Raw genomic sequence first — 26631 nt, 5'->3', positions numbered from 1 at the left:
TCATAAAACAAAAAAAGATAACTCCTATTTTTTATAGTTGTTATCTTTTAATTTAAATAAAATTATTTTAGTCTATTTGGTAACATATTTCGTCTATTATAAGTGATGGATCATTAGAAAGATTAATTTTAAGTCCTACCCTGTTTTTATCATGGCTATCTAGTATTTTTATAGCTGGTCTTAATGGAAGATTTGGTGTGTTCTCTTCTACTATTGCCTTATCACCATTACTAAGATTGACCAATGTACCTTTGGTAAATGGAACCACTATTTTACAAAAAATATTAACCATATCATAATCGAATATAATTCCTGCATTAGACATTAAATATTCTAAAACATCATTTGGAAACATAGCTCTTTTATTAGGACTATCTGTTGATAAATAATCATATATATTTGCAATACTTACAATCTTGCTTAAAACATTTATTTTATCACTTGATAGATTATCTGGATATCCTCTTCCATCTATTCTTTCATGATGTTGAAGTACTATCATTTTACTATGTGAACTTAAATTATATGAATCAGATAAATATCTATACCCTAAACTACTATGTTTTTTTATAACTTCAATTTCTTCCAATGTAAATTGATCACTTTTATTTAAAATTTCTTTTGGAATAAATGATTTTCCAATATCATGCAATAATGCCCCCATACAAAGTGCTTTTAATTTACTTTTAGGAAGTTTTAACTTTATTCCAAGAATAAGTGATATTATAGCAACATTTACTGAATGGGCATAAATATAATTATCCATACTTCTTATATCTACTAAAGATAAAGTTACTTCTTTATTATTTAATATTTCATCAATTAAATCTTCTGTCATATTCCCAATATTTTCATAATATTGTTCTTCTTTTTTAGAATACTTATCTGCAACGGTAAATTTATTTATATCTGAAAAAGCTTCTTTTATAGTTATAATTGCTTTTTGTCTTAATTCTGGTTTAATAATATCTTCAATTTCATCTGAACTATATTCATCAATTATATATAATGATAAAATATTAAGTTCTCTTATTTTTGAAATAACTTTTTCTCCTAATATTACTCCTGATTTTAATAAAACTCTACCTTCAATATCATATAATGTTTTTCCTAGCACTGTATTTGGTCTTACACATTCAATTGGAACTAATCTCATATTTTTCTATCTCCTAAAATTATTAATTTTTATCCAATAGTTAGCATTCATAACATTTTTACACGATTTTTATTTCTATAATTTATAAATAATTTTTAGTTTTTCTCTTAATATTTATTTATTTTGTAAAAAATTTAAATAATATATAATTTTAAAATTATAATTCTATTATAACAAAAACTTGCATTAATTTGAAATATTATGTCATAAAATAAATATATGTGTTATAGATTTTATTTTATTTTGTTGTTTTTTATTTTTAAACGTATTTGCAATTAACGTTTAATATATTAAATTTACTTCAACTACTATCAGTAACTCACTTTTTCTGTACTAATCAATAAGGAAGATATTTTTTTATCTTAAGTTAATCTTAAATAATATAATTTAAGATACTATTTTTATAAAATTTTAGTATAATATACTAGAAAAATATATAAATAGATTTGAGGTATTATTAATGAGTTGTTTAGGGAATATTATTTGGTTTATTTTTGGAGGCTTTATTAATGCTATTGGATGGTTTTTTACAGGAATCGTTTGGTGCATAACTATAGTAGGTATCCCTATTGGTCTTCAATGTTTTAAAATGGCTGGATTACAGCTTGCTCCTTTTGGAAAAGAGATTGTAGAAACAGATAATAGTGCTACTAGTTTTTTATTAAATATATTGTGGATTATATTTGGAGGATTAGCTCTTTGTATAGCTAATCTTATAAGTGCATTTTTCTTATGTATTACAATAATTGGAATACCATTTGCTGTCCAATCTTTAAAACTTGCTAAATTATCACTAATGCCATTTGGAAAAGAAGTTAGATAAATAAATAAGTGTATAAAAGTACAATATAAATTTGCACTTTCATACACTTATTCTATTAAACTTTTAATTTCATTTACAATTTTATTTATATTTTTTAATGTAGTATCTAATTTAATTGTATCCATTTTAGAATATAATGTTAATCTTTCTAAACTTCTATTAAGACTATCTTTTTCCCTTTTTCCATCTAATATATCTAAACCAACTCTTCTTATGAGTTCATTCTTAGAACATATTAAAGTGATTTTGTAAAGATAAAATGATTTTGTAAACAAATTGTCTAATATTAAATTCATAATTTCATCAGTATCAATAACCCAGTTAAACACTATATATTGAATAGATGAATTTTCTAGAAAGCTATTTAACATATAAGATATATTTTTTATAACCATTTCTTTATTTTCTTCATTTACAGTAAAAGGATTAATCATCCAACACCAATCACCATCAAGCCAAGCTGAATTAGGCAAAGCTTTATATAAACTTTTACTTACAGTAGTTTTTCCAACTCCCATAGTTCCATTTATTATTATAAGTTTCTTAATCATAATTCACCCCCCTTACATTAACATACTCAACTTTAAATATATATATAATAAATTTTATTTTAAAATATATTCAATTTTTTCATTTATTATTTTATCTAATTTATTATAACTATATTTTATTTTTTATTTTGGGTAATGTAAAGTTAAGATTAAAAGAATTTTAAAAATGTATATTATTAATATTTTTGTAACAATTTTTAATAAAATTGCTAATATAATTATATAGAGAAATTCAATTATATTAGTGAATATAATTATCTGGCACTATAGCCAAGTGGTAAGGCAGAGGTCTGCAAAACCTTTATTCCCCAGTTCAAATCTGGGTGGTGCCTCCATAATAAAAGTTAGTAAACTTGGGGATTTCACCTTGTTTACTAACTTTTTGATTTTTGTATAATTTACTTATTAATTTAATATACAACTAAGTGCTATTATAAAAAAATTTTAATTTGATATTCTTTAGATCCCTTCTTCTTTTATAGATTTTGAGTATTTAAGAAATCCATCTTCAATATTAAGTTCTAAATATCCTCTTTCATTTAAATATTCAACATATGATTTAAGCATCCTTTCCAATATAAAATACTTATATTGCGTTCTTACTGGAATATTAAACTTTTTAACTACTGTTTTAAAAATTTCTTCAAATGTCATTTTTCCATATATAATTTTATATATACTTTCTGCTCTATTTTCATAAAAATCTATATTATCACTTATAAGTTTTTTAACTTCATTATGTTTATATATTCCTTTATGTGATACTATGTAATGACTGCACTTAAGAGTATAAAGTTTTTCTTTACTTTTTAAATCCTCGCTTAATATAAGTGCATATGGCATTTTTGCACTTTTCATAACTTCATAACTTATAAGAGCATCTCCTAAATATGCTACATTATCAGGAGTTATAATACATATATGTTCAGGACTATGACCTGGAGTATGAATAATTTTAAATTTAACATCATTAATACAAATTTCATTCATTTCATTAGAAATTATAATATCAGTTTCACAGACCATATGTCCAAAATGTTTTTCTGCCTCTAATAATGTTGGGCTATTATAATAAAGTTTTAAATTAACATTAGACGTACATACAAGCGCTTCATATGCTGGCATAGAAATAATGCAATTGTATTTTTCTTTTAAATATGTATTATTACCTATATGGTCGATATGAGCATGAGTACATAATATACTTTCCACTTTAAAATTGTTTTCACTCAAAATTTGTTCAATACCTTCTCTTTCTTTTATCCATCCTGAATCTAACATAATTATTTTTTCTTCAGTAATTTTGTAAAAAGGAATATTTGTCATTCCTGTATCTATACAAAATGTATTTCCTTTTACTCTTTTTATGTTCATAAATTATCTTTAGTATTTTACAAGCTAAATAACACTAAAATACTAAATGCTCCTTTCCTAAATATATTACAAGATAAATTTATATTAAATTTAGTTTATAAGTATAATTATAACTTAATTACTAGAAAAAGTACTATATTAAGTACTTATATATATTAACCAATAAATTATTTATACAAAAAAAATTATACTCTAACTTATTAAAAAGATAACACGTTATTCAAATTCTACTTTCATATCCACACTAAAAAAGCTAGTAAGCTTAAGATTTTACTCTTGCTTACTAGCTGTACATTGTATATTTTTAAATTTAAGATATTTCTTCTTTTAATGTTAAATTTTCAGACTCATTTCTGTGATACCATACTATTGATATTATTGCACATACGCCCATTAGATAAGGATAAAATAAATATTGCATTATAGCAAAAGGTGATATTGCTGCTAAACCTGCTGCAGAAATTAATTGGGCTCCATATGGAATTATTCCTTGAAAAACACAAGAAAACATATCCATTATTCCTGCAACTCTTTTAGGTTCTAAATCAAATTCATCTGAAATATTTTTAGCTATTGGTCCTACAGTTACTATTGCTATAGTATTATTTGCAGTACATATATCTACTAAGCTAACTAAAGTAGCTATTCCAAACTCTGCATTTCTTTTATTCTTAAATTTCTTTAATCCTTTAGTCAATATATATTCTATTCCACCATTCTCTTTAATTAAAGCTATTGTTCCAGCTATTAATAACGATATAATTATTAATTCACTCATTCCAGCTATTCCGTTTGAAATTGAACTACATAATCCTATAACATTAAATGTACCGTAAGCAAATCCGATAACTGCTGCAATAACTATTCCACCAAATAAGACTACTACAACATTTAATCCCATTAATGCTGATGCTATAACTGCAATATATGGTATAATTTTAATTAAACTATATTCTAATTTTTGTATATCACCAGCTGATGCATTTTTTGTTAATATACCAAAAATTATAGTTGTTATTATTGCAGCTGGAAGTACAATTCTAAAATTCATTTTAAATTTATCTCTCATATTACATCCTTGAGTTCTTGTTGCAGCTATAGTTGTATCAGAAATTATTGATAAATTATCCCCAAACATTGCTCCACTAACAACAGACCCTACTGCAATTGCTACTGCTACTCCAGTTTTATCTGCTATACCAACAGCAATTGGGACTAAGGCAACTATAGTCCCCATAGATGTTCCAACTGAAAGTGCTATAAAGCATCCTATTAAAAATAAACCAACAATTAATAAATTACTTGGTAATATTGATAATCCTAAGTTTACAGTAGAATCTACTGCACCCATATCTTTTGCAACTTGAGCAAATGCTCCTGCTAGTATAAATATTAATATCATTAGAATAACATTATTATCTCCTGCGCCTTTACAAAATATATCTAATTTTTGATTTAAGTTTTTTTCTTTGTTCATTATTAATGCAGTAACTGCTGAAGCTAAAAAAGGAATTATTACTGATACAGCATACATATCACCAGCTACCAAAGATACACCAACATATACTATTAAAAAAATTAATAATGGTAATAGTGCTTTTATATTTACATCTTTCTTCATTGATATTCTCTCCTTGTACTATTAATTTTAAGCAAAAAAGAAAAGCCTCAACCCATAGTGAAGCTTTATTTATATATTCATATATTATATTAAACTTCTTATCTAACAGGATTTGGCACCACGCTTCTAATTTAAGTAATTTTAAATATTAAAAAACAAATTATTACTTAATAGTAATAATAATTTAACTACTAAATTAAAGTAGGTTGCTGGGCTTCATAGGGCCAGTCCCTCCACCACTCTCGATAAGCTATTCTTTTTTATAATTTTAACAATATAATTAAGCAATGTCAATATAAAATAATATTACTTTGCTAATATTATTTTATTAATCTTTATGTTTATTAACTAAAATAATAATTTAAGCAAAACTTATATATTATTATTTATACAATATAACTAACTTTATAAATAATTAAATTTTATATTTTTCTAAATCATTTTTAAAGTTTTCAGTAATTCCTTTAAAATCATGTATATTATCTATAAGTTTTTTTATTTCATTAGTATAATTTATTACATTAGCACTTACTTCCTCTGAAGATGCTGAATTTTCTTGTGCAATAGCAGCTAATGACTCTATGCTATCATAAACATTAGCTATAGAATGTGATTCAGTATTTAATTTATTTATAGTTTCTATCATAGAAGTAGCTACACTTTGTACTGATTTATTTGCTTCGAAACTTATGTTTCTTACAATACCTAAGCTATCTGTTTGTTTTTCTAACAAATCATATTGCACTTCTATATCTCCTACCAATGCTTTTATCTCATTTACAAATTGTTTTAAATTAGAATTTATTTCTTCTACTGCATCTTTTGACTGTTCTGCTAAATTTCTTATTGATTCAGCTACAACTGCAAATCCTCTTCCTTGTTCTCCAGCTCTTGCTGCTTCAATAGATGCATTTAAAGCAAGTAAATTAGTTTGTTCAGATATTCCAGAAACTATAGACACTATACTAGTTATATCTTTTGCCTTTATTTCAAGGCGTGTACCTTTATCTTTAACTTTATTAAATGTATCTAAAGACTTTAAAATATTTTTACTAGTACTCTCTACATTTTCATAACTATTATTTATCTTTTCCATTGCATCTTCAAGTTGAGATTTATTAGTATTTTCATTTTCTACTATAAGTTTTAATGCTTGAATATTTCCATTAAGTGCTTGTACTGCATTATCTGTATTTTGAGCTTGCATAACAGCACCATCTGCAACCTGTTCAACAACACCTCCTATTTCACTAGATGTATGATCCATTGAATCAGAGATTGTATTTATATTATTTACAAAAGTATTCATTTCATCTGTAACGCCTTTAAAGCCAACAAAATCTGCTTGTATAACATTTTTATGATTTTTAATTAAATTATATATGTCTTCAAAAAAATCATTTGTTGTAACTTGTCCATCAATATTATATTGATTATTTATGATTCTACCAATTTCTTCTTTTATTAAATTAACAGGAGACATCATTAATGAAACAGCACAAAATGCTCCTATCCCAGATACAACACTTCCAATTAATGCTTTAAATATTTGATCTATCCCCAACATAGGTATCATAACTATTCCTGATATTAAAAATGTAAAGATTCCTGCTTTCCCTCCAAAATTTTTAATAAATCCAAGAGAAAGTAAATTATTAAAAAAATACTTTTTATTATAATATATATCTTTATCAAAAGTAAGCTTAATCTTCAATTCAGTATTAGTTCTTGATAATTCTTCTTTTTCCACTTTTTCATTAAAATATTCACAGGCTCCTTCTAACATTCCAAGAAAATAATCAAACATTCCCCTAGAAGAATTATAACTAAATATAGCTTCCTTATTTGATATAGGCTCAATTAAAACTAAAGGTGGCTTTGCTCCCTTAAACTTTTTTGTCATTACTATGTGGACATCAAACATAGATTTTAAAAATGAGTATAAATTATCATGTCTAAAAAATGCTGGATAATCTTTGCTAAATGATTGTATATTATCTTGTCCTATTTTTCTCCAAAGTATACCAACTTCCATATTTTGTTCCTTAGCTATATATGACATTATTTTTTTAACTTCTTGATCATCAATATTTTCAATAGGTGAAAATATTTTATTACTTCCCCATCCAACATAATCCATCGCTTTATCAACAGTTGAATTTCCAAATAGTTTTCTATTAGTTTTCATCCACGTTGCTACAACTGTTCCTTTCATTACTATATACCTCCTAATTTATTTACAAAGTAATAATTGTTATTTAATTATAATCTATATTAATTATACCTCTTAATTATACAATAATACAGTTTTATTAATAAGATAATATTATTATTTATACTTATACTTTTTAATGTAAAAATACACTTAAAAAGTATAAGTATAATTTTCTATTTTTTTATTTGGCTATGTTTTATTAAAACGTACTCTTATATATATTTTTTTGTGTGATATGTTATTGATTGTTGTTATTTTTTTTATTGTGTTTTATATTTTATAAAGGTATTTTACATTAACGTTTGTATTTTAGTAATAATTGAAATTTTTACTAACTATTGTTTTAATTTGCTTATCCTATTCTTTAATTATTTATTTCTTAAATTCAATTATTACTTTAAATTAATAGTATCTTCATTCCAAACCTGCTCATATATTTCTTCCATTGGGAAAACTCTTCTAGGATTTTTTATACGTATATGAATCCTAAATTCAAACTTTTTATAATATTTAAAAATAAAAAAGTTAACTTAAAAAACATTAAAAGTTATTTTAAGTTAACTCTTTTATAAACTAAAAATATAATAATTATTTTAAAATCTTCTCTATTACATCATTAAGTTTCGTAATAGAGTCCTGATTATTATTTTTAACTAATTGCTCTATACAATTTGACATATGAGATTTTAATATTATCTTACCAGTATTATTTAATAGTGATTTAAAGGATGCTATTTTTATTAATATTTTATTATCGATATCTTCTTTACAATAAATATTTTCTAATATCTCAGCATGTCTTATTATCATTAATAGTATTTTTATAATATAAGCTTCACTATAAATAATATTCTCTTCCAAATTACCTCCTATTAATTGTTTACAAAAAATTTAGTTGTTTTATTAAACTATATTACTATATTATATATTGTTTAATAAAATATAGTGAATAACATTTATTTATTATTTAATATATTGTTTTTTTTAGAATTATTATTTATTAAATATTTTCTTATCATAAATAATCCTCCAATTGCAATAACTCCTAATAATAACTCTGCCATTGCACCATTTTTGGGTAGTAATAAAAGTTTTCTAGCTATAGCATATAATAAAACCTCTACAATAGTATCTGGTGTATGAAGAGATAACATTATAACTAATTCTATTCCTATTATAAGTAAAAATATTTGTCCTAATAAATCATTTATCTCTTGATATTTTACAACTGTAGAACTATTAACCACAAACATTTCCCATATATTTCTTACTATATCAATAATTGATAAAAAAACTAACAACATAACTACTATAGCCAATATTATTTCAAAAAAATGTGCTATTTTTAAATATGTTTCCTTACTATTTAATCTTTTCATATTTCCCCCTATTATAATTTTTTCTTTATTTTGCACTATTAACTAAAATTATATCAAAAGTATTTTAGTTTACAATATATATTAAATTTTGCTTCTTGCTTATTGAATTTCTTGTATAAATAACCATTTTAATAATTAAAATTTTGATAATACTATAAGTATATTAAATTTTAAGGAGATGATTGTTTTGCATAGTCAAAATAAGAAGGTATATTCAGAAAAAAATTATTTAAAAAATGGTAACAAAACACAAGGACAAACAGCTAAAAGTAGCTTTAATACTACTTTAGAACAACCTGCATTAAATGAAAGTGGAATTGATGCTAAAAAGAAAGGATTTTAAATAATAAAATATTAATAGTAATATAATAATCTAGATAGGACTATCTTAAATTATTAAAGTAATTTTAAGATAGTCCTCATCTTTATTCTCTCTTTTTAATTTATGTTTTTTATAAAAACAATAAACTTCTTCAATAATCTAATCTAAAAAATAAATAACAAGACTAAATAATGTGTAATAGATTAAATTTAAAACTTTTACCATTCTTTCAATATTCTCTTTGCTTAAAAGTTATCAAATTAATACTAATATTGTTATAAATTATTAAATTTATTTATTAAATTACTTACTTTATTGTTATTAACTGATATAATATTTTTAAGATAATTAGTAAATATAAAAATATATTTAAATTAGTATTTATAATTAAATAATAATTTAAAATACAGCCAAATAATACAATTCAATCCGTTTAATATAATCACACGGATATATTTAGGAGAAATAATAATGGAAAAACTATTTTATCAAAATCAATATTTAAAAACTTTTACAGCAGAAATTGAAAAAATTGAAGAACTACATGGTAAGTTTCATGTTGTTTTAGATAAAACAGCTTTCTTCCCTGGTGGTGGAGGCCAATATTGTGATTTAGGAAAAATCGAAGAAATTGAAGTTTTAGATGTATATGAAAAAGACAAACTTATATATCATGTATTAGAAAAGAAACCTATAAAAATACATAAAGTTAAATGCTCTTTAGATTGGAAAAGAAGATCTAATGGTATGAATCAACATTTAGCACAACACGTTTTGTCTGCATGCATCTTTAAGCTTTTTAATATAAACACTATTGCTGTACATCACGGAAGTGAAATTAGTACTATAGACTTTAATGCACGTTTAACAGAAGAACAAATTAAAGAGTGTGAAGAATTTGCTAATAATGTGATATCTGAAGCTTTAAAAGTTGAATTTTTAACTCCAACAAAAAGAGAACTAAAAAATATTAATCTCAGAAGAAAATTACCCAATACAAATGAAGAAATCAGAGTCGTAAAAATTGGTGATTTAGATATGGTCGCTTGTTGTGGAGTTCATCCAAGTTCTACATTAGATTTACGACTTATAAAAATAAAAAAATATGAAAAACATAAACAAGGTACTAGAATTGAGTTTTTAGCTGGTGAAAAAGCTGTACAGGATTCCTTCTTAAAAGATGAATTTACAAGTTCAATATGTAAATATTTAAATTGTAATGAATACGAAGCAATAAATGGAATAAAAAATTTAAGTAACAATCTAAAAGAAACTAATGAAGAAAATAAAAAATTAAGAATTGAATTGTCTAGATATGAAATTAAAGATATGATTGAAAATGCTTATAAAATTGGAGATATTAAAATTATAAAATCCATTTATACTAACCAAAATATTAAATATGTAAACAATCTAGTATCTAAGCTTACTGAATTTGAAAATATAATTACTCTTATTGCTATACATTCTAATGAAAAAGCAAACCTTATATTTTCATGTTCTAAAAATTTAAATACTTTAAATATGGGTGAAATATTAAAAGATGCAATAAGCCTTATAGATGGCAAAGGTGGCGGAAGTCAGACTTTAGCACAAGGGGCTGGAAAAAACAATTCTAATTTAGATGGTACATTAGATTATGCATTTAATAAAGTAAAAAATAACTTTCTTTAATAAAAAAGGGTCTTTCTGTTTTACTAAATTATATTCAAATATAGATTATACTAATATTTAATTTTAAAGAAGAATATTATAAAAAATCAACCACTATCTCTACTACAACTCTAAAGGTTGATTTTTTTTAATTCTTTTTCATTATATATAATTATAAGTTTATCTTATAATAATGTTTGAATTAATTCTTTTGCTGGAGATGGTAATACCACTGTACCTATGATATCTCCGCTTTCTGCAAGTTTAGTTTCAGCTGCTTCTACTGCGGCTTTAACTGCTGATACCTCTCCTGTAAGTATTGTATAGCCTTTTCCACCAAGACCTCTTGCTATCCTTATTTCTAACAATTCCACATTTGCTGCTTTTAAAGCTGTATCTCCTGCAATTACAGACGCAACAGCAGATATAGTTTCTATAATACCTATTGAAGATATTTGATTTAAATCAGATGTAGCTGTTATTGCTGGGAATACTTTTTCATGTACACTTGCTATAATATAATCGCTTATAAGATAATTCTCTCCAACTTCTCTACCAACATTTACAGCATTTGTTACATCACCTACATCACCTGCTATTATTACTATATATTTTCCAGGACACATTGGGGTTGATAATGTCAATTCTACATTTGCTGATTTAACCATTTCGTCGGCTGCTTGAATTCCTTTTGCTATACTTTTAAATTCTAGTAATCCAATAGATCTTTTCATCATTCTTTCTCCTTCCCATTAAATCTTACCTAGATATAACAATACTATCATCTGTAATTTCTTTTATTATTCCACTTATACTAGCATGGATTTTAGCTCCTAATTTATCACTATCAATATCTCCAATAAGATCTCCTTTTTCTACATTATCTCCAACTTTAACAACAGGTTCTGTCTTAGCACCTATATGTTGTGATCTTAAAATTACTACCTCTGAAAAGTCATATTCACTGTCTTGAAGAAGCGCTTCAACATCGTATTTTTCAATATTTAATCTTTGTTTAAGTTTATGAACTGGAAATTTTCTATACTCTCTAAAATCATCTGATTTTTCCGGTGCATTATGGTTAGGATTTTTTATTCCATTTTTAGCTAATTCACCTTTAAAAAAGTTATTTAATTTCCATGGTTGAAGTCCCATAACACATACCTGTTCGCAAAGTCCACATTCACTACATAAAAAAGCTGTAGTTGGCAATATATCTTTGCTACATGTTCCTCCATAGCTTGCAATTCTCATCATTTTATCTGGTTCCATTTTATGTCCTAGTAAGTGTCTTGGACATACTTCCGTACACATAGAACAATGACAACATGCTGCTCTTGCTTGCTTTAACATAGACTGAATATTTTTTTTCTTTGATAATACTATATTATGATTTTTAGGTATTACTATTAAACCTTTTGTATTTTTCTTTATAGGTCTATCTATATTTTCTATTAATTTGCCCATCATAGGACCACCATCAATAATTTCAAAATCATCTATTAAAGTTCCTCCAGCTAAATCAAGAGCTTGTCTTACAGAAATTCCTATAGGTACTTTTACTGTAATAGGATTTTTAACTTCGCCAGTTATAGTTAAATATTTATCTGTAACAGGTTTTCCTTTAAGTGCGTTATATACATTAAGTAATGTTTCAACATTAATAACTATAACTCCAACATTTAATGGAATACCACCTTCAGGTACTACCCTTTTAGTAACTTCATAAACGGTGACTTGTTCATCACCTGCTGGATAGAAATTACCAAGTTCAAACAGCTCTAATTTTGGATATTCTCCAATTTTTTCATTTAAATGATTTATAGCAGCTTTATATTTCCTTTTTAAGGCAACGACCCCTTTTTTTGCCTCAGTTTCATCTACTATTTTATTTAATGCATATAAAAGTTCACTTGCTTTTTGATCCATTAACTGTTGGTCTACTTTAAGTAACGGTTCACATTCTGCACCATTAACAATAACATACTCTACTTTAGCATTTAATTTCACATGAGTTGGAAATCCTGCACCACCAGCGCCAATTAACCCACCATCTTTTATTAAATCTATAAAGCTTTTTTCCACAAATCTCATCTCCAATTCTATTTAATAGAGAAATTATCTACCATTACACATCTTCTTTTTCTTGTAAATGTTTTTGCAGATGTTAAGCCTTCACCTGTTGGTCCAGCAATAGTAAATGTTCCATGTCCTTCTGCACCATAACCAATTCCTGCATACGAAGGTGCATTTTTAACAAATATAGTTGTTTGTACAGCTTTAGCAAATTTACTTAAGTTATCTATATGTTTTGAGTGCATTATAGCTGTATGCCTGTTTCCATGTTCAAGTTTAACGCCTAAATCTATCGCTTCATCTATATTTCTAACTCTAATTATAGGAAGTATTGGCATCATAAGCTCTTCAACTGCAAATGGATGATCTTTATCAACTTCTGCAAAAACTACTCTTATACTTGGATCTATATTAATTCCTAAATGACTCATAATATAATCAGCATTTTTTCCAACAAATTTTTTATTAACAGTTCCATTTTCAGTTAATACTAATTTTTCTAATTGTTTAATTACATTTTTATCAGTTATTTCTATAGCACAGTATTTTGACATACATGTCTTTAAGTAATCAGCTACTTTATCAACTACTATTACTTCTTTTTCACAAATACATGGTAAATTATTATCAAAACTGCACCCATCTATTATATCAACAGCTGCTTTTTCTATATCAGCAGTTTCATCAACTACTACTGGAGGATTACCAGCACCTGCACCTATAGCTTTTTTACCACTTGACAATGCTATTTTAACTATACCAGGACCACCAGTAGCACAAATCATATTAATATTTGGATGACTAAGCATTATATTTGTACTCTCAATACTTGGCTTTCTAACAGTAACAATAAGATTTTTAGGTCCATTTACTTTTTCTATTGCTTTATTAATAAGTTGGATAATAAATACTGAAACATCTTTTGCTCCTGGATGTGGTGAAAATACAACTGTATTTCCAGCTGCAAGCATAGATATACCATTATTTATTATTGTTTCTGTTGGATTTGTTGATGGTGCAATAGCTCCTATAACTCCAAACGGAGACATTTCATAAAGAGTTAATCCTCCATCACCAGTTTTAACACCTGCTTCAAGATCTTCTACTCCAGGAGTTTTATCTAAGGCAAGGTTGTTTTTAAGTACTTTATCTTCATATCTTCCCATACCAGTTTCTTCAAATGTTCTTCTAGATATTTCTTCTACATTTTTTCTAACTTCATCTTTAAACGCTTCAATTATTTGAGTTCTTTTGTCTAACCCAACTTTTCTGTACTCTTGTTCTGCTAACCATGCATGCTCAATAGCATCATTCATATTATCAAATACACCAAACTCTCCTTCTGAAGCCATATTCAAATTTGCAATGTCCATTATTTTCTTTTCTATATCTGCAATTGGATTTTTAGCTGTAGATTCTGTTCCAACTGACGCAGCAACTTGAGTATTTCCTGTAAGTTCTTTGACAACATTTTTAACTATACTTTCTATATCAATCATATTAAAATCATTCATTAAATCGTTCCCCCTACTTTTCTATTTATTAATTATTTACCTCAACGCTATCTACGATAGCTACAATCGCCTTATCTATAGGTGTATCTTGATTATTAAACACCTGACGTGCTGATCCACCGCTTGTTACCAATACAACTTCTCCACAACCTGCTCCAACAGAATCTATTGCTACTTCACTTTCTCCTACTGGATCATAATCTGTATTTAAAGGTTGTACCACTAATATCTTTTTACCTACTAGTCCCTCATTTTTAGTTGTAGCAACAACTACTCCAACTACTTTTGCTAAATACATATTTTTGTACCTACCTTTTTATAATTTGTATTCCAAGTTCATCAATTAAATCTTTTGCAAGTGCTGTAATTATTGCATTACTTGGAATTACAATATTTTTACTTTCTGAATTTGAAACAATATCCTCTCTAGAAATAACTTTTTTACTTATTTTACATTTAAAAGATGTTTCTTGTGCATCAGTACACTGAGACTTATATATAGAATTATTAATTGATATTTTATTATCAACATCATCACTTTCCAAAATATTTCTTACACATTCATTATTAATTACAAAATCAAATAAATCTTTTGAATTTAATAATTCTATTCCATATGATTCAAGCATCTCTAAATATCTTTTAATCATATTTATATATGGAATTGGTACTTTTCCATTTATATTTAACATTTTTAAATCAATTGCATCTTTCGAAATTATAATTTGGGTTCCATTTAAAATACATTTTGATATAAGTGCTGTAGGTAAAGTATCTCCAATGCCATTTGCTATTTTAGCTAAAGAATTTGTGCTTAAGTTTGCCCCTATTAATAATTCAAAATCTTCTTCATATAATTTTTTATTGTTACTATGATTTCCATCAACATATATATTTTCTTTACCAAAAATATCATTTATCATATTCATATCAAGTATATTTAATGATGCTTCTGATAAAACTGCCCTGAAACTTATACCTCGATATTTAAGTTTTTTTACTTGAATAATACTTTCTTCTACTCCAATAGGAGTACCTGTAAAAAATACAATTGCTTTTTTACTATTTTTATAAGTAGCTTTATCACCTATTTGATTCATTACTTCTTTTAAAACTACCTTAACAAGTTCATCAAAATTCAACTTTTTCACCTCACTTAATGCAGCTAACAGCAATACCTAAAGGTGTAACTAACAAAGGCCTACTTGGTTTTATTGTTTCAATACCTATAACTTTTTTAAATACATTTTCAAATTCACTAAAGCTACAAGCACCTCCAACAACATATATCTTTTTAACATCATATCCTTCTAAATGCCTTTTAACTATATGAGCCATCTTTTCTATAACAGGCTTTACAAGCAAGAAATTATCCTTTTCTCTATTAGGATCCTTTTTAATTTTTTCTGCTTCTTCAAAAGATATATTATAATTTCCTGCAATAACTAAACTCATATGAGTTCCTCCAGTAGGCTCATCAGCAGTATATAATACCTTACCATCTTTTAAAATGCTTACTCCAGTTGTTCCCCCACCTACATCAACAACTGCACCATCAGTAATTCCAAGAACCGCAGCTGCCGCTGTTGGTTCATCAACTATACTAACTACTTCTATATCTGCTGCCTCTAAGACATTTGCTATTGCCTTTACATTACCATTCAAAGTACCTGGTGGAATAGCTGTCGAAGCATACTTTATTTCTCTACCTAAAATTTTCTCTACTTTAGATTTTAAATTTCTAACAATCTCTATTGCACCAATGTAATCTACTACTAGACCATCTTTTACAACAGATGCTGAATATGATGCACCTGCAACTGGATTATCAAATTCATCGACTACAGAAAATACAATATTTGCTGTACCTAAATCGACTCCAGCTTTTATATTATTGTTATATTCACGGAATTGCTCATCCTTTATTAAATTATAGAAAACATCTAACTTCTCATTTTTATCAAATAAACTCATAGCTAAACCCCTTCAACTTTGGTTATTTTTATTCTGTCTCCATTTTTTAATCCTGAAGCATTTGCTTCTTCAATATCAATGTGCATCTCAGGGACAAAATCATCCGAAACTCTAATTATTACATTGTGAAAAGTTAACTTTCTTGGACCATAACTTGTTACACTTACCATTTCTCCATCTCTATATCCATACTTATTTGCATACTCTGAAGATAAATGAATATGTCTTGAAGCAACAATTACACCACTATCTATTTTAATTTCACCTTTAGGACCCCTTAATAATATTCCTGGAGTGCCATTAAGTTTACCTGATTGTCTTATTGGGGCATCTATTCCAAGCCTAATCTCATCAGATATTGAAACTTCTAATTGAGTAGATTCTCTTAATGGTCCAAGTACTCTTATTCTTTCAAAATATCCTTTTGGCCCAATTGCTTCAACTGTTTCATCATAAGCATATTGTCCTGGTTGTTTTAATTCTTTCTTTATATTAGGTTTATATCCCTTTCCAAATAATGCCTCAAGTTCTCTTAGACCAAGATGAATATGTTTATTGGAGATTCCTACGGGTATTAAGCTATCATCATATTTATTCAATTCTTTTAGTACTGCATTTGTAACAGCTAGTACAATTTTTTCTATATCTACTTGAACCATGTGAAACCTCTACCCCTTTCTTATATTAAGCATTAGCTTGTGGTAAAATTTTCTCTGTATCCATGTGTGGTCTTGGTATTACATGAATCGACACCACTTCTCCAACTTTTTGTGCGGCTGCTGCTCCTGCATCTGTTGCTGCTTTTACTGCTCCAACATCTCCTCTTACCATTACTGTAACTAATCCTGAACCTATTTTTTCATATCCTACTAATGTTACATTTGCACTTTTCACCATTGCATCTGCTGCTTCTATAGCCCCTACCAATCCTTTTGTTTCAACCATTCCTAATGCATCTCTCATATAAAATTCCTCCCTATTTTTTAATAATTTTTAGTGTTTACTTTCTATTATTAACTCACCAATGATTTATTAAAATATTTTAAAATTACTTTAAGATTTACTAAATAATAAGTTATTTATAAAATTATTATCTTTAATCTGGAAAATAGATCTTTTAATTTAATAATTAATTACTCAACATTTACTTTAGGTATTAATTTTTCTGTGTCCATATGTGGTCTTGGTATTACATGAATTGACACCACTTCTCCAATTTTTTGTGCGGCTGCTGCTCCTGCATCTGTTGCTGCTTTTACTGCTCCAACATCTCCTCTTACCATTACTGTAACTAATCCTGAACCTATTTTTTCATATCCTACTAATGTTACATTTGCACTTTTTACCATTGCATCTGCTGCTTCTATAGCTCCTACCAATCCTTTTGTTTCAACCATTCCTAATGCATCATGCATAATAATATCCTCCTCTTATTTTTTAATATCATTAAAATGTATACAAGAATTCCTTGGCTCTCCTTTTTTTCTTGAGCACTTTGGATCCATACACAAATTACACGTTACTTTATTTTTTTCTTTAATTAATTCTATTTTTTGATAATCATACTCTGAAGTTCTTATTTCTTCCGTATTATTAGTTTTTTCTTCTTTATATTCTTTTCTTGAACCTGTTTTTAAAATTACTTGTTTTATATTTTCATTATCTAGATTTTTATCATTTTTTTCATTTAATGAATTTAGTCCAACATTATCATAATTAAATATCATCTTTTCAAGTTGATTATTAGGTCTAGGAATAATAGATGTCCCTAAAACTTTATTTACCATTTTTGCTGAAGTACAAGCTGATTCAACAGCAGCTTGTACTGCACCAACATCTCCTCTAACTTTAACCACAACTGTTCCACCTTTTGAATTTTCATATCCAATAAGTTCTACATTTGATGATTTAACAGCTATATCAGCAGCCTCTATTCCTGCTACAAGTCCAACAGTTTCAATAAGTCCCAAAGCAAAACTTTCCAGATTCATCACCTCCTTTAATTACGTTAGAACTTTAATTATTTATGATTAATATTTATTTTAATAAGTCTAATTTAAAGCTTATAAATTTACCTATATAACTTTTTATAAATTAATCTAAGCTTGTAATTTTAGGTTCTAAATAAGTGTATTAAATATATGAATCTGTTTGTGAAATAGGTATACTTCCCATTTTAGATAAAAGTTTAACTCCTATTTCTCTTGCAGATATTATAGCTTGCTTAACAGATTCTGAATCTCCATAAATAGTTGTAACACATTCGTTAGTATGACTAGTTTTATATGATGGTGACCAATATTCTAATATTTCAACATTTGATGATTTTAAAGCTGTATCACTAATTAAAAGTCCTATTGCAGCTGGAGCTCCTACAATTATTCCAAATGCTTTTCCAATAGGTGCTTTAAATGCTTTATGGCATGCATAACTTGCTCTTGCAGTATATTGAAATTCTAAATGTCCACATTCATTCATATAAAGATTTCCAAAAGTCCTATTTAAATCATTTAAAGTTATTTCAACTGCTTGTCTCACATCAGAAATATCATCTGAACCAAATAAAATTAAAATTCCATGTCCAGCTCCACCTTTTGTATCTCTTGCAAGTTCTATATTTATAACTTCTACATTAGTACCTTTAACTGCCTCATCAGCTGAAATTATTTGTGCACCTGCACCTGTTCTTGCTCCTATTATTCCAATTGATTTATATTTCTTTTCAATATTCATTTTGTTAAGTAAAGAACAATCAATATTTGCTATAACAAGTCCTATAGTATCACCTAGGGCAGTTCCTACAAATTCAGTGGTGTGATCATCCACTTTCAATTCATTATTTTTTATATTTTCTGTACCATGAATTTTAATTTTATTGTTTGATTCTATTCTAGTATTTTCAAATATTTTATTATCAACTGTATTTTCTTCACTTTTTAATGCTTCTGATATAATCATGTTCATTAACTGGTCATTCAAATTTTATCTCCTCCTTAGAATTTATCCTATAATTATTGTCTGCATAATAAATACATATTTTCTTGGATAAAAATTTCTAAGTTTCAGATGGTTTAAAAATTCCACCTAAGACTAAGAACTCAGTTTATCATTTAAGTTGATAATTTTAGTATATGTAACTAGGAATTTAAATAAAATTAACAGCTAATAATTTCTCTTATTTAGTATTAGTGATTTTATAATTGATTAATTTAACAATATATTTAGCTTGTACATTAATAATTTAAAGCTGCTCTATATTTTGTTAAAAAAAGAACAATTAATTCAAATATAAATATATAAATTTTTTTGAGAAATACTTGAATAATAATTTTTCAGCATATATTGTTTATATTTATTAGAGTTTTTAACAATATATTGAATAAAAAATATCTTTTTATACTTTATAGTAATTAACATGGCATTATAATCACTTTATTGCTGTTAATTATTTAACAAATATTTTCAAAAAAAATTATATTGCTTAGTAATAAATAATATTATTTTCCATAGAAAGCTTTTATTAAAACATTTTCTAATCCTTTTTGACTTGCTAATCTAGGATTTCCTGTTGTACAAATATCCTTCATTGCAGTTTCACACATTGATTTTAGTTCAGATTTAAAAGCATATTCTTCAACACCTAAATCTTTTATAGCTATTGGTATATCTACAGATTGTAACAATGCTTTTAATGCTTTTACAAACATAATTACTCCTTCTTTAAAATCAGAATGCGGTAAATTTAAAAGTCTTGCTATCTCACTATACCTTTTAGCAGTCTTAAAATCATAGTATTCATTTTCATCAAATAAACAAGAATTATATTCTACAACATATGGTAGTAGTATTGCATTAGCTCTACCATGAGTTATTTTAAATGTTGCTCCTAATGCATGTGCTATACTGTGATTTACTCCAAGTCCTGCATTTTCAAATGCAATTCCTGCCATACAAGAAGCATTATGAATTTTAATTCTACTTTCTTGATCCAATCCATTTTTATATACCTTTTCTCCATATTCAAATATAGTTTCTATTGCACTTTTAGCTAAAGCATCTGTATAATCAGAAGCTCCTACTGATACATATGCCTCAAGTGCATGAGTTAATACATCTAATGCTGTATCTGCAGTTACTGTAGGTGGTACAGTTTTAGTAAAGTTCCAATCAAGCAGTGCTATATCTGCATACATTTCATTGCTCTTTAATGGTATTTTAGTATGAGTTTCAGCATCAGTTATAACTGCATATGATGTAACCTCTGAGCCTGTCCCACTTGTTGTTGGAATAGCTATAAAAAATGGCTTTGGTTGATTAGTATTAGGAGATTTCTGTCTTAAAACATTTAAAAAATATATCATAGCTTTTGAAGCATCTATTACTGATCCTCCTCCAACTGCAATTATAGTATCTCCTCCATAATCTAAAAATCTTTTAAATCCATGTGTGACTACTTCCATTGTAGGCTCTGGTTGTACTTCTGTAAAAATTTCATATTTTATAGAATTTTCTTTAAGTATATTAGTTACATTATCTGTCACTCCAAGATCATACATAATTTTATCAGTAACTATAAATACTCCTTTTGATTTTAATTCTTTCAAATATTGTATTGCATCATCATCATACAATATTTCTGCTGGAATTTTAAAATTTTTCATCTACTATATACCCCCATATTATTTTAGAGAATATATTGCTTGTTAATATAATAACATTCCTAATTAGTTTGATTGTACCATAATAAACAAAAATTTCAAGTATATTTTTTGAAAATTTAGAAAATATCTTTAAAATATTCGTTTTCAATGTTTTTTTAACCTATTTTTATGGTATTTTCCATCTTCTGAGTTAATTATATCAAAACTCTAAAATTTTGTATAATTATTTTTTATTTTTTATGTTAATATTTTAACTTAGTTTTGCATGTTTTTAATATGAATTAATAAATTATAACAATTTAATCTCTATTATTTATAATTGGTTTAATATAAACTATGCTATCACAAATTTTATTATTCCTGTGATAGCATTAAAATTAAGTATTTATTATCTATATATCTTCTAATCAAGTTAATACATTTATAATCTAGATTTTAATTTATCATAAAGATAAATTATATATTTGATATTTACTCCTTCATCTTTTAACTTATCTATTCTCGTTTTTATCATAATTAAAACCTCTTTTGCTTCTCTAAAATCTTTATCTTTTATGCAATTACTTGCATATGTTATTAAATAATCTATTTTCAACACATCTTCTGCCAATTTTTCTTTATCTTCATTTACTAAATCAACTAACAATGTATAAATCTTAGGACTTGTTGTTCCTTTGGTATCTTTTAATAAATCATTATTCCTACTATTTTTCTTTGCCATTTATAACACCTCTTTATATATATCGTATAGAATACACTAAACGTATTTTCAGCTTTTGTTTTATGTCTTTACAGAATCAGAAATCTTTTAAACATGAGCTTTATACTTAAATATAAAGCTCATCATAAAATTATATATGTAAATATATTAAATTTCTTTTCCTTCTATTTTAGCTAAAGATCTAACTTTGTTCATTAATATTTTAAATTCATCCGGTTTAATTGACTGTTGTCCATCACTTAATGCATTTTTAGGATCATTATGCACTTCTATCATAAGTCCATCTGCACCTGCTATAACTGAAGCTTTAGCCATAGGTTCTACTAAGTAAGCATATCCCCCAGCATGACTTGGATCAATAATAATAGGTAGATGAGATAACTTTTTAATAGCTGGAACTGCTTGTAAATCTAAAGTATTTCTAGTGTAAGTCTCAAATGTTCTAATTCCTCTTTCACAAAGAATTACATTTTCATTTCCTTCAGACATTATATATTCAGCTGACATAAGCCATTCTTCTATTGTTGCAGATAATCCTCTTTTTAATAAAATAGGTGTCTTAGTTCTTCCGACCTGTTTTAATAAATCAAAATTTTGCATATTCCTAGCACCTATTTGTATTACATCTACATCCTCAACAAACTTGTCTATATAATCTGTAGACATAAGTTCAGTCACTATTGGAAGGCCTGTTTCCTGTTTTGCAGTTTTTAATAATTTTAATCCATCAAACTCTAATCCTTGGAAACTGTAAGGTGAAGTTCTAGGCTTAAATGCTCCTCCTCTTAAGAAATTTGCTCCTGCATTTTTTACCTTCTTTGCAATTTCAACAATTTGTTCTTCACTTTCAACAGAGCATGGCCCTGCTATTATTCCTAAATTTTTTCCTCCAATAATTGAGTTTTGAACTTTTACCACAGTATTTTCGGCCTTAAATAATTTATTAGCCTTCTTAAAAGGTTCTTGAATTTTCATTACTTTATCTACTCCTGAAAAAGCTAATATTTTTTTAGGATCTATTATAGATGTATCACCTATTACCCCTAATATATAATTAGTAGCTCCTTTAGATAAATTACTTTCTAATCCTATTTTTTCAATTAATGATTTTACTTTTTTTACTTCTTCTTCTGTAACTTCTGATTTCATAACAATTATCATCTTACTATTTTCTCCTATATAAAAATAACCCAAAAGCGTATTGATCTATTAAATTTTTCATATATTTTTCTTTTAAAACCTACATGAAAATATTCTAATAGTCAAATAATATCTTTTCTTTCGTTTCTAACCATTGAACAAGTTATAGTATACCATTATTATAAACAAATTTTCACTCTTTTGTTTTATTTCCTATTTGAGTTTTATTCTTAATATGATATTTTTAAGTATCTTAATTATTAAATTAGTTAAAAAGCAAGAACTAAAAATAAGTTCTTGCTTTCACTTTTATATCGTAATTAAAAATTACTTCCATTCCACCCCCAATTTTCAACCTCCTCATATTTAATATATATTTTATTCTTAGGTATTTGTAATTCTTCCCAATATATATTACTAATTTCTCTAGTTAACATTGCAAAAGTTTCTTTACTTGCCTTTCCAAATACTTTTACTTCTATAAATGCACCTTTTTCTAATTTTTCTCCTCCAAAGTAAAGCGAATACTCACCCTCAAATCCAACCATCAAAAATTTTTCACTTTTCCCTGGAACTAGTTCAATTATTTCTCCTAGTCTTTTTTTTATTTTTTCTTCTTTCTCTTTTGAAAGTTTCATAGTTGTTTTAGAACCTATAAATGGCATATAATAATCCCCTTTCTTACTATAATATTACTTATTATTCTGTAACATTATTATATAATATCAGTATTTTAGGAACAACAACAAAATTATTATACTTTAAAATATGAATTAGCATATAGGTTCTAATTAAGTTAATATATTTATAATCTTTTATAGAAATAATATTTATAAAGATTTTAAGATTTATATTAATGTTCAAACTTTATTGAAATTTATATATTTAAATTTTATATCATATTCTCAACATTTTTTATAAATATGTAACAATTTTCAAACTTTTTAATATAATAAATATAATAAAAAAAATTTTTTAAACTTAATGATAAATTTTATAAAATAAATAGATTCTATTTATTTTATTATAGGAGTGAATAGCAATGAATAAATTTCGTAAGCTATTAAAATCATTTAAAAGAATTGCTTTAATTGATAGATGTCTTATATTGTTTATGATTATTCTTATGATTCAATTAATATACAACTTGTTTTCAAATGAAGTAATTTCAAAAAATACTCATAACATTGATGTTGTCATTAGAACAACAGCCGCCTCCATTTTTGGATATTTTTTAAGTGCTAACTTCATAAAAAAATCTAAAAATAATAAAATTTCATGTTTTAAAGATGATATAATTTCTAATGAAAATAGTATTTATTTAGATAACACAAACTCTTTAAATTCAGTAGACAGTTCTGAAAATAATCCAGATTTTATTTCTAGCAATGTACAATCTAATAATAATACTAAAAATGAAATAGATATTAAAAATTCTTCAAACAAAAATTTAACTGAACAAGAAACTAGTAAGCAACAAATTATAATAGCTACTATAATAGGAGTAATCTCATTAATTGTAATAATAATAGCAAGGAATTTTACTGATTTAACTCAAATTTCCTTAGCGAGTTTAACTCAAATGAGAGATTTTGTTTCAGGATGTATTGGATTTCTTTTAGGTACTCCAAGTAGAAAAGAATAATAAAAATAAAAAAGTCATGTATTAATCTTATACGACCACATGACTTTTTGCTTTTGTTTTAATAATCATTTAAAATTTATTTCTATAGAATAAAATAATTATCAAATTAATTTTGCTTATGTACATTTTTAAGTTTACAAAAATACTTTTCCTATAAATATTATAATTGCTGCAATAAATGCTGTTATTGGAATTGTTAAAATCCATGCCCAAACTATATTTTTAGCAATTCCCCATTTTACCGATTTCATTCTTTTAGATGCGCCAACACCCATTATAGTTGTTGAAATTATATGTGTTGTACTCACTGGTGCACGAAATAAAGTAGCAGATAATATTACAACTGCTGCACCTGTCTGCGCTGCAAAACCATTTACTGGAGTCAATTTTGCCATTCCACTCCCCATAGTTTTTATAATCTTTTTTCCTCCTAATGAAGTTCCAAGCGTCATCGCTAATGCACAAGCTACTATAACCCATACTGGAACATCAAAACTTTCAATAAGGTTTCCACTTAACAAAGCCATAGTTATTATTCCCATAGATTTTTGAGCATCATTTCCACCATGATTTAATGCCATAAATGCTCCTGCTACAATTTGAAATTTTAAAAATAATTTATTTACAACATGAAGTTTAAATGGTCTTAAAATTTTATTAAGTAGTAACATTATTATATAACCTACTACAAAACCTATAATCGGAGAAAGAAATAGCCATAATATTACACTATGAATTAAATTATACCAATTAACCACATTTAAAGTTGATTTATAAGCTATTCCACCACCAACTAATGCTCCTATTAATGCATGTGATGAACTACTTGGAATACCAAAATACCATGTAATTAAATTCCAAATTATAGCTGAAAGTAAAACCCCAATTATAACCCATTGAGGTATATCATTATGACTTACAATATTATCTCCTACAGTTTTAGCAACTGCTGTTCCTGTAAATGCACCTATAAAATTAAATATTGCACATATCAATATAGCATTTTTAGGAGTAAGTGCTCTTGTAGTAATAGATGTAGCAACTGCTGTAGCTGTATCATGAAACCCATTTATAAAATCAAATATTAATACCAAAATTACTATAAATATTGTTATAGTCATAGTGCTATGCATTTTTCATGACAACTCCCTCTACAATATTTCCAACTCTTTCACATGTATCTATAGTGTTTTCTAAAATTTGATATATTTCTTTCCATTTCATAACAGTTAAAGGATCTATTTCATCTTTAAATAATTTTTCTACTGTTTTTCTAAATAAAATATCAGCTTCATCTTCAATTTCATCTATTCTTTTTAACCTTTTATTTATACTATTTGATTTATTTCCTATTAAATTTAGTTCATGTATTAATTCTAAAATTTCCGCAGTAGCTTGTACTACTTTATCTGCTAAATATTTACATGCTTCTGTACCTTCATTAATATTAAACATTACAAATCTATGTATAGTTGAATTAATTGAATCTAATATATTATCCATTTCCTTAACAATAGCATATATATCTTCTCTATCTATAGGTGTTATAAAAGCTTCATTCAATTCTTTAATTATGTCACGTACTAATTGATCTCCTTTATGCTCTAAAGCTTCAATCTTTTTTACATGAGTATCTTTATCATGTAAAGTATCTAAACTTTCTCTTAACAGTTTTCCTCCATCATTTGTATGCTTACCCATCTTTGAGAGTAAAATATAAAATTTATCTTCCTTTTTGTTAAAGTTAAACATTTTATAGCATCTCCTTATAAAATATAAACATTCTTTTTATTTCATATTAAACTA

The 26631-nt window shown here is 26.1% G+C and carries 28 protein-coding genes, 1 tRNA gene and 1 riboswitch; of the genes, 5 read left to right on the top strand and 24 right to left on the bottom strand.

The window, feature by feature from the left end; genetic code table 11:
• Positions 1–67: 67 nt before the first annotated feature.
• Positions 68–1156 (bottom strand): HD-GYP domain-containing protein, encoded by a 1089-nt coding sequence (locus KYD98_RS05375; protein ID WP_219778570.1) that lies wholly within the window; start codon positions 1154–1156, stop codon positions 68–70.
• A gap of 460 nt (positions 1157–1616) precedes the next feature.
• On the opposite strand from KYD98_RS05375, the gene KYD98_RS05370 reads away from it, so the two are divergent.
• The gene (locus KYD98_RS05370) at positions 1617–1979 is read left to right on the top strand and encodes a YccF domain-containing protein (RefSeq protein ID WP_219778569.1); all 363 of its coding nucleotides are present in this window, start codon (positions 1617–1619) and stop codon (positions 1977–1979) included.
• Between the two features lie 47 nt (positions 1980–2026).
• Here KYD98_RS05370 and KYD98_RS05365 read toward each other — a convergent pair whose 3' ends face one another.
• Positions 2027–2530 carry an ATP-binding protein gene (locus tag KYD98_RS05365; protein WP_219778568.1) on the bottom strand — a complete coding sequence of 168 codons (504 nt, stop codon included), beginning with the start codon at positions 2528–2530 and terminating at the stop codon, positions 2027–2029.
• A 260-nt stretch (positions 2531–2790) separates the two neighbouring features.
• Here KYD98_RS05365 and KYD98_RS05360 point away from each other — a divergent pair.
• A tRNA-Cys gene (locus KYD98_RS05360) sits at positions 2791–2865 on the top strand.
• Between the two features lie 124 nt (positions 2866–2989).
• Here KYD98_RS05360 and KYD98_RS05355 read toward each other — a convergent pair.
• The 5 genes from KYD98_RS05355 to KYD98_RS05335 all read right to left on the bottom strand — a co-directional run bounded on the left by KYD98_RS05355 (position 2990) and on the right by KYD98_RS05335 (position 9119).
• A complete protein-coding gene (locus KYD98_RS05355) occupies positions 2990–3904 on the bottom strand; it encodes an MBL fold metallo-hydrolase (RefSeq protein WP_219778567.1) in 915 nt (304 codons plus the stop codon).
• A 310-nt stretch (positions 3905–4214) separates the two neighbouring features.
• Entirely contained in the window at positions 4215–5525 is a 1311-nt protein-coding gene (locus tag KYD98_RS05350) for a Na+/H+ antiporter NhaC family protein (protein WP_219778566.1), read from the bottom strand.
• 95 nt (positions 5526–5620) lie between these two features.
• Positions 5621–5777, bottom strand: a riboswitch (SAM riboswitch).
• Positions 5778–5940: 163 nt separating this feature from the next.
• Entirely contained in the window at positions 5941–7740 is a 1800-nt protein-coding gene (locus KYD98_RS05345) for a heme NO-binding domain-containing protein (protein ID WP_219778565.1), read from the bottom strand.
• Between the two features lie 588 nt (positions 7741–8328).
• Complete coding sequence (locus KYD98_RS05340; RefSeq protein WP_219778564.1) at positions 8329–8601, bottom strand: metal-sensing transcriptional repressor; 273 nt, start codon at positions 8599–8601, stop codon at positions 8329–8331.
• A gap of 95 nt (positions 8602–8696) precedes the next feature.
• Positions 8697–9119, bottom strand: a complete 423-nt coding sequence (locus tag KYD98_RS05335; protein ID WP_219778563.1) for a phosphate-starvation-inducible PsiE family protein — start codon at positions 9117–9119, stop codon at positions 8697–8699.
• Between the two features lie 187 nt (positions 9120–9306).
• Between KYD98_RS05335 and KYD98_RS05330 the strand changes: the two genes are divergently transcribed.
• Together KYD98_RS05330 and KYD98_RS05325 are read left to right on the top strand one after the other, a co-directional pair.
• Complete coding sequence (locus tag KYD98_RS05330; protein ID WP_219778562.1) at positions 9307–9462, top strand: hypothetical protein; 156 nt, start codon at positions 9307–9309, stop codon at positions 9460–9462.
• A 450-nt stretch (positions 9463–9912) separates the two neighbouring features.
• Entirely contained in the window at positions 9913–11115 is a 1203-nt protein-coding gene (locus KYD98_RS05325; protein ID WP_219778561.1) for an alanyl-tRNA editing protein, read from the top strand.
• 164 nt (positions 11116–11279) lie between these two features.
• Here KYD98_RS05325 and KYD98_RS05320 read toward each other — a convergent pair whose 3' ends face one another.
• The 15 genes from KYD98_RS05320 to KYD98_RS05250 form a co-directional block, all read right to left on the bottom strand.
• Positions 11280–11831 carry a BMC domain-containing protein gene (locus KYD98_RS05320; protein WP_258049651.1) on the bottom strand — a complete coding sequence of 184 codons (552 nt, stop codon included), beginning with the start codon at positions 11829–11831 and terminating at the stop codon, positions 11280–11282.
• Between the two features lie 22 nt (positions 11832–11853).
• Entirely contained in the window at positions 11854–13179 is a 1326-nt protein-coding gene (locus tag KYD98_RS05315; protein WP_219778560.1) for a 4Fe-4S dicluster domain-containing protein, read from the bottom strand.
• Positions 13180–13196: 17 nt separating this feature from the next.
• Positions 13197–14684, bottom strand: a complete 1488-nt coding sequence (locus KYD98_RS05310) for an aldehyde dehydrogenase family protein (RefSeq protein ID WP_219778559.1) — start codon at positions 14682–14684, stop codon at positions 13197–13199.
• A gap of 28 nt (positions 14685–14712) precedes the next feature.
• A complete protein-coding gene (locus tag KYD98_RS05305) occupies positions 14713–14982 on the bottom strand; it encodes a EutN/CcmL family microcompartment protein (RefSeq protein WP_219778558.1) in 270 nt (89 codons plus the stop codon).
• A gap of 10 nt (positions 14983–14992) precedes the next feature.
• The gene (locus tag KYD98_RS05300) at positions 14993–15835 is read right to left on the bottom strand and encodes a flavoprotein (RefSeq protein WP_308462435.1); all 843 of its coding nucleotides are present in this window, start codon (positions 15833–15835) and stop codon (positions 14993–14995) included.
• Position 15836: 1 nt separating this feature from the next.
• Complete coding sequence (gene eutJ, locus KYD98_RS05295) at positions 15837–16658, bottom strand: ethanolamine utilization protein EutJ (RefSeq protein ID WP_219778556.1); 822 nt, start codon at positions 16656–16658, stop codon at positions 15837–15839.
• Between the two features lie 2 nt (positions 16659–16660).
• Positions 16661–17317 (bottom strand): phosphate propanoyltransferase, encoded by a 657-nt coding sequence (locus tag KYD98_RS05290; RefSeq protein WP_219778555.1) that lies wholly within the window; start codon positions 17315–17317, stop codon positions 16661–16663.
• Positions 17318–17342: 25 nt separating this feature from the next.
• Positions 17343–17621, bottom strand: a complete 279-nt coding sequence (gene pduA / locus KYD98_RS05285; RefSeq protein ID WP_219778554.1) for a propanediol utilization microcompartment protein PduA — start codon at positions 17619–17621, stop codon at positions 17343–17345.
• Positions 17622–17791: 170 nt separating this feature from the next.
• Entirely contained in the window at positions 17792–18076 is a 285-nt protein-coding gene (pduA, locus tag KYD98_RS05280; protein ID WP_308462439.1) for a propanediol utilization microcompartment protein PduA, read from the bottom strand.
• A 12-nt stretch (positions 18077–18088) separates the two neighbouring features.
• A complete protein-coding gene (locus KYD98_RS18385) occupies positions 18089–18649 on the bottom strand; it encodes a BMC domain-containing protein (protein WP_308462434.1) in 561 nt (186 codons plus the stop codon).
• Positions 18650–18791: 142 nt separating this feature from the next.
• On the bottom strand, positions 18792–19637 hold the full coding sequence (gene pduB, locus KYD98_RS05270) for a propanediol utilization microcompartment protein PduB (RefSeq protein WP_258049649.1): 846 nt from the start codon (positions 19635–19637) through the stop codon (positions 18792–18794).
• A gap of 518 nt (positions 19638–20155) precedes the next feature.
• Positions 20156–21319 carry a 1-propanol dehydrogenase PduQ gene (locus KYD98_RS05265; RefSeq protein ID WP_219778552.1) on the bottom strand — a complete coding sequence of 388 codons (1164 nt, stop codon included), beginning with the start codon at positions 21317–21319 and terminating at the stop codon, positions 20156–20158.
• 421 nt (positions 21320–21740) lie between these two features.
• Positions 21741–22040 carry a hypothetical protein gene (locus tag KYD98_RS05260; RefSeq protein ID WP_219778551.1) on the bottom strand — a complete coding sequence of 100 codons (300 nt, stop codon included), beginning with the start codon at positions 22038–22040 and terminating at the stop codon, positions 21741–21743.
• Positions 22041–22187: 147 nt separating this feature from the next.
• Positions 22188–23201, bottom strand: a complete 1014-nt coding sequence (aroF, locus tag KYD98_RS05255; RefSeq protein ID WP_219778550.1) for a 3-deoxy-7-phosphoheptulonate synthase — start codon at positions 23199–23201, stop codon at positions 22188–22190.
• Positions 23202–23500: 299 nt separating this feature from the next.
• Positions 23501–23845 (bottom strand): phenylpyruvate tautomerase MIF-related protein, encoded by a 345-nt coding sequence (locus tag KYD98_RS05250; protein WP_219778549.1) that lies wholly within the window; start codon positions 23843–23845, stop codon positions 23501–23503.
• Positions 23846–24222: 377 nt separating this feature from the next.
• Between KYD98_RS05250 and KYD98_RS05245 the strand changes: the two genes are divergently transcribed.
• Complete coding sequence (locus tag KYD98_RS05245) at positions 24223–24825, top strand: hypothetical protein (RefSeq protein WP_219778548.1); 603 nt, start codon at positions 24223–24225, stop codon at positions 24823–24825.
• Positions 24826–24959: 134 nt separating this feature from the next.
• On the opposite strand, the gene KYD98_RS05240 is transcribed toward KYD98_RS05245, so the two are convergent.
• The gene (locus KYD98_RS05240; RefSeq protein ID WP_219778547.1) at positions 24960–25958 is read right to left on the bottom strand and encodes an inorganic phosphate transporter; all 999 of its coding nucleotides are present in this window, start codon (positions 25956–25958) and stop codon (positions 24960–24962) included.
• Entirely contained in the window at positions 25951–26577 is a 627-nt protein-coding gene (locus tag KYD98_RS05235; protein ID WP_219778546.1) for a DUF47 domain-containing protein, read from the bottom strand. The genes KYD98_RS05240 and KYD98_RS05235 overlap by 8 nt, the downstream gene beginning before the upstream one ends.
• Positions 26578–26631: the final 54 nt, after the last annotated feature.

This window comes from Clostridium weizhouense (genome assembly GCF_019431045.1).
Lineage (GTDB): Bacteria > Bacillota > Clostridia > Clostridiales > Clostridiaceae > Clostridium > Clostridium weizhouense.
The sequence above is the reverse complement of the archived record's forward strand: the minus strand, read 5'-3'. Positions and strand labels throughout refer to the sequence as shown.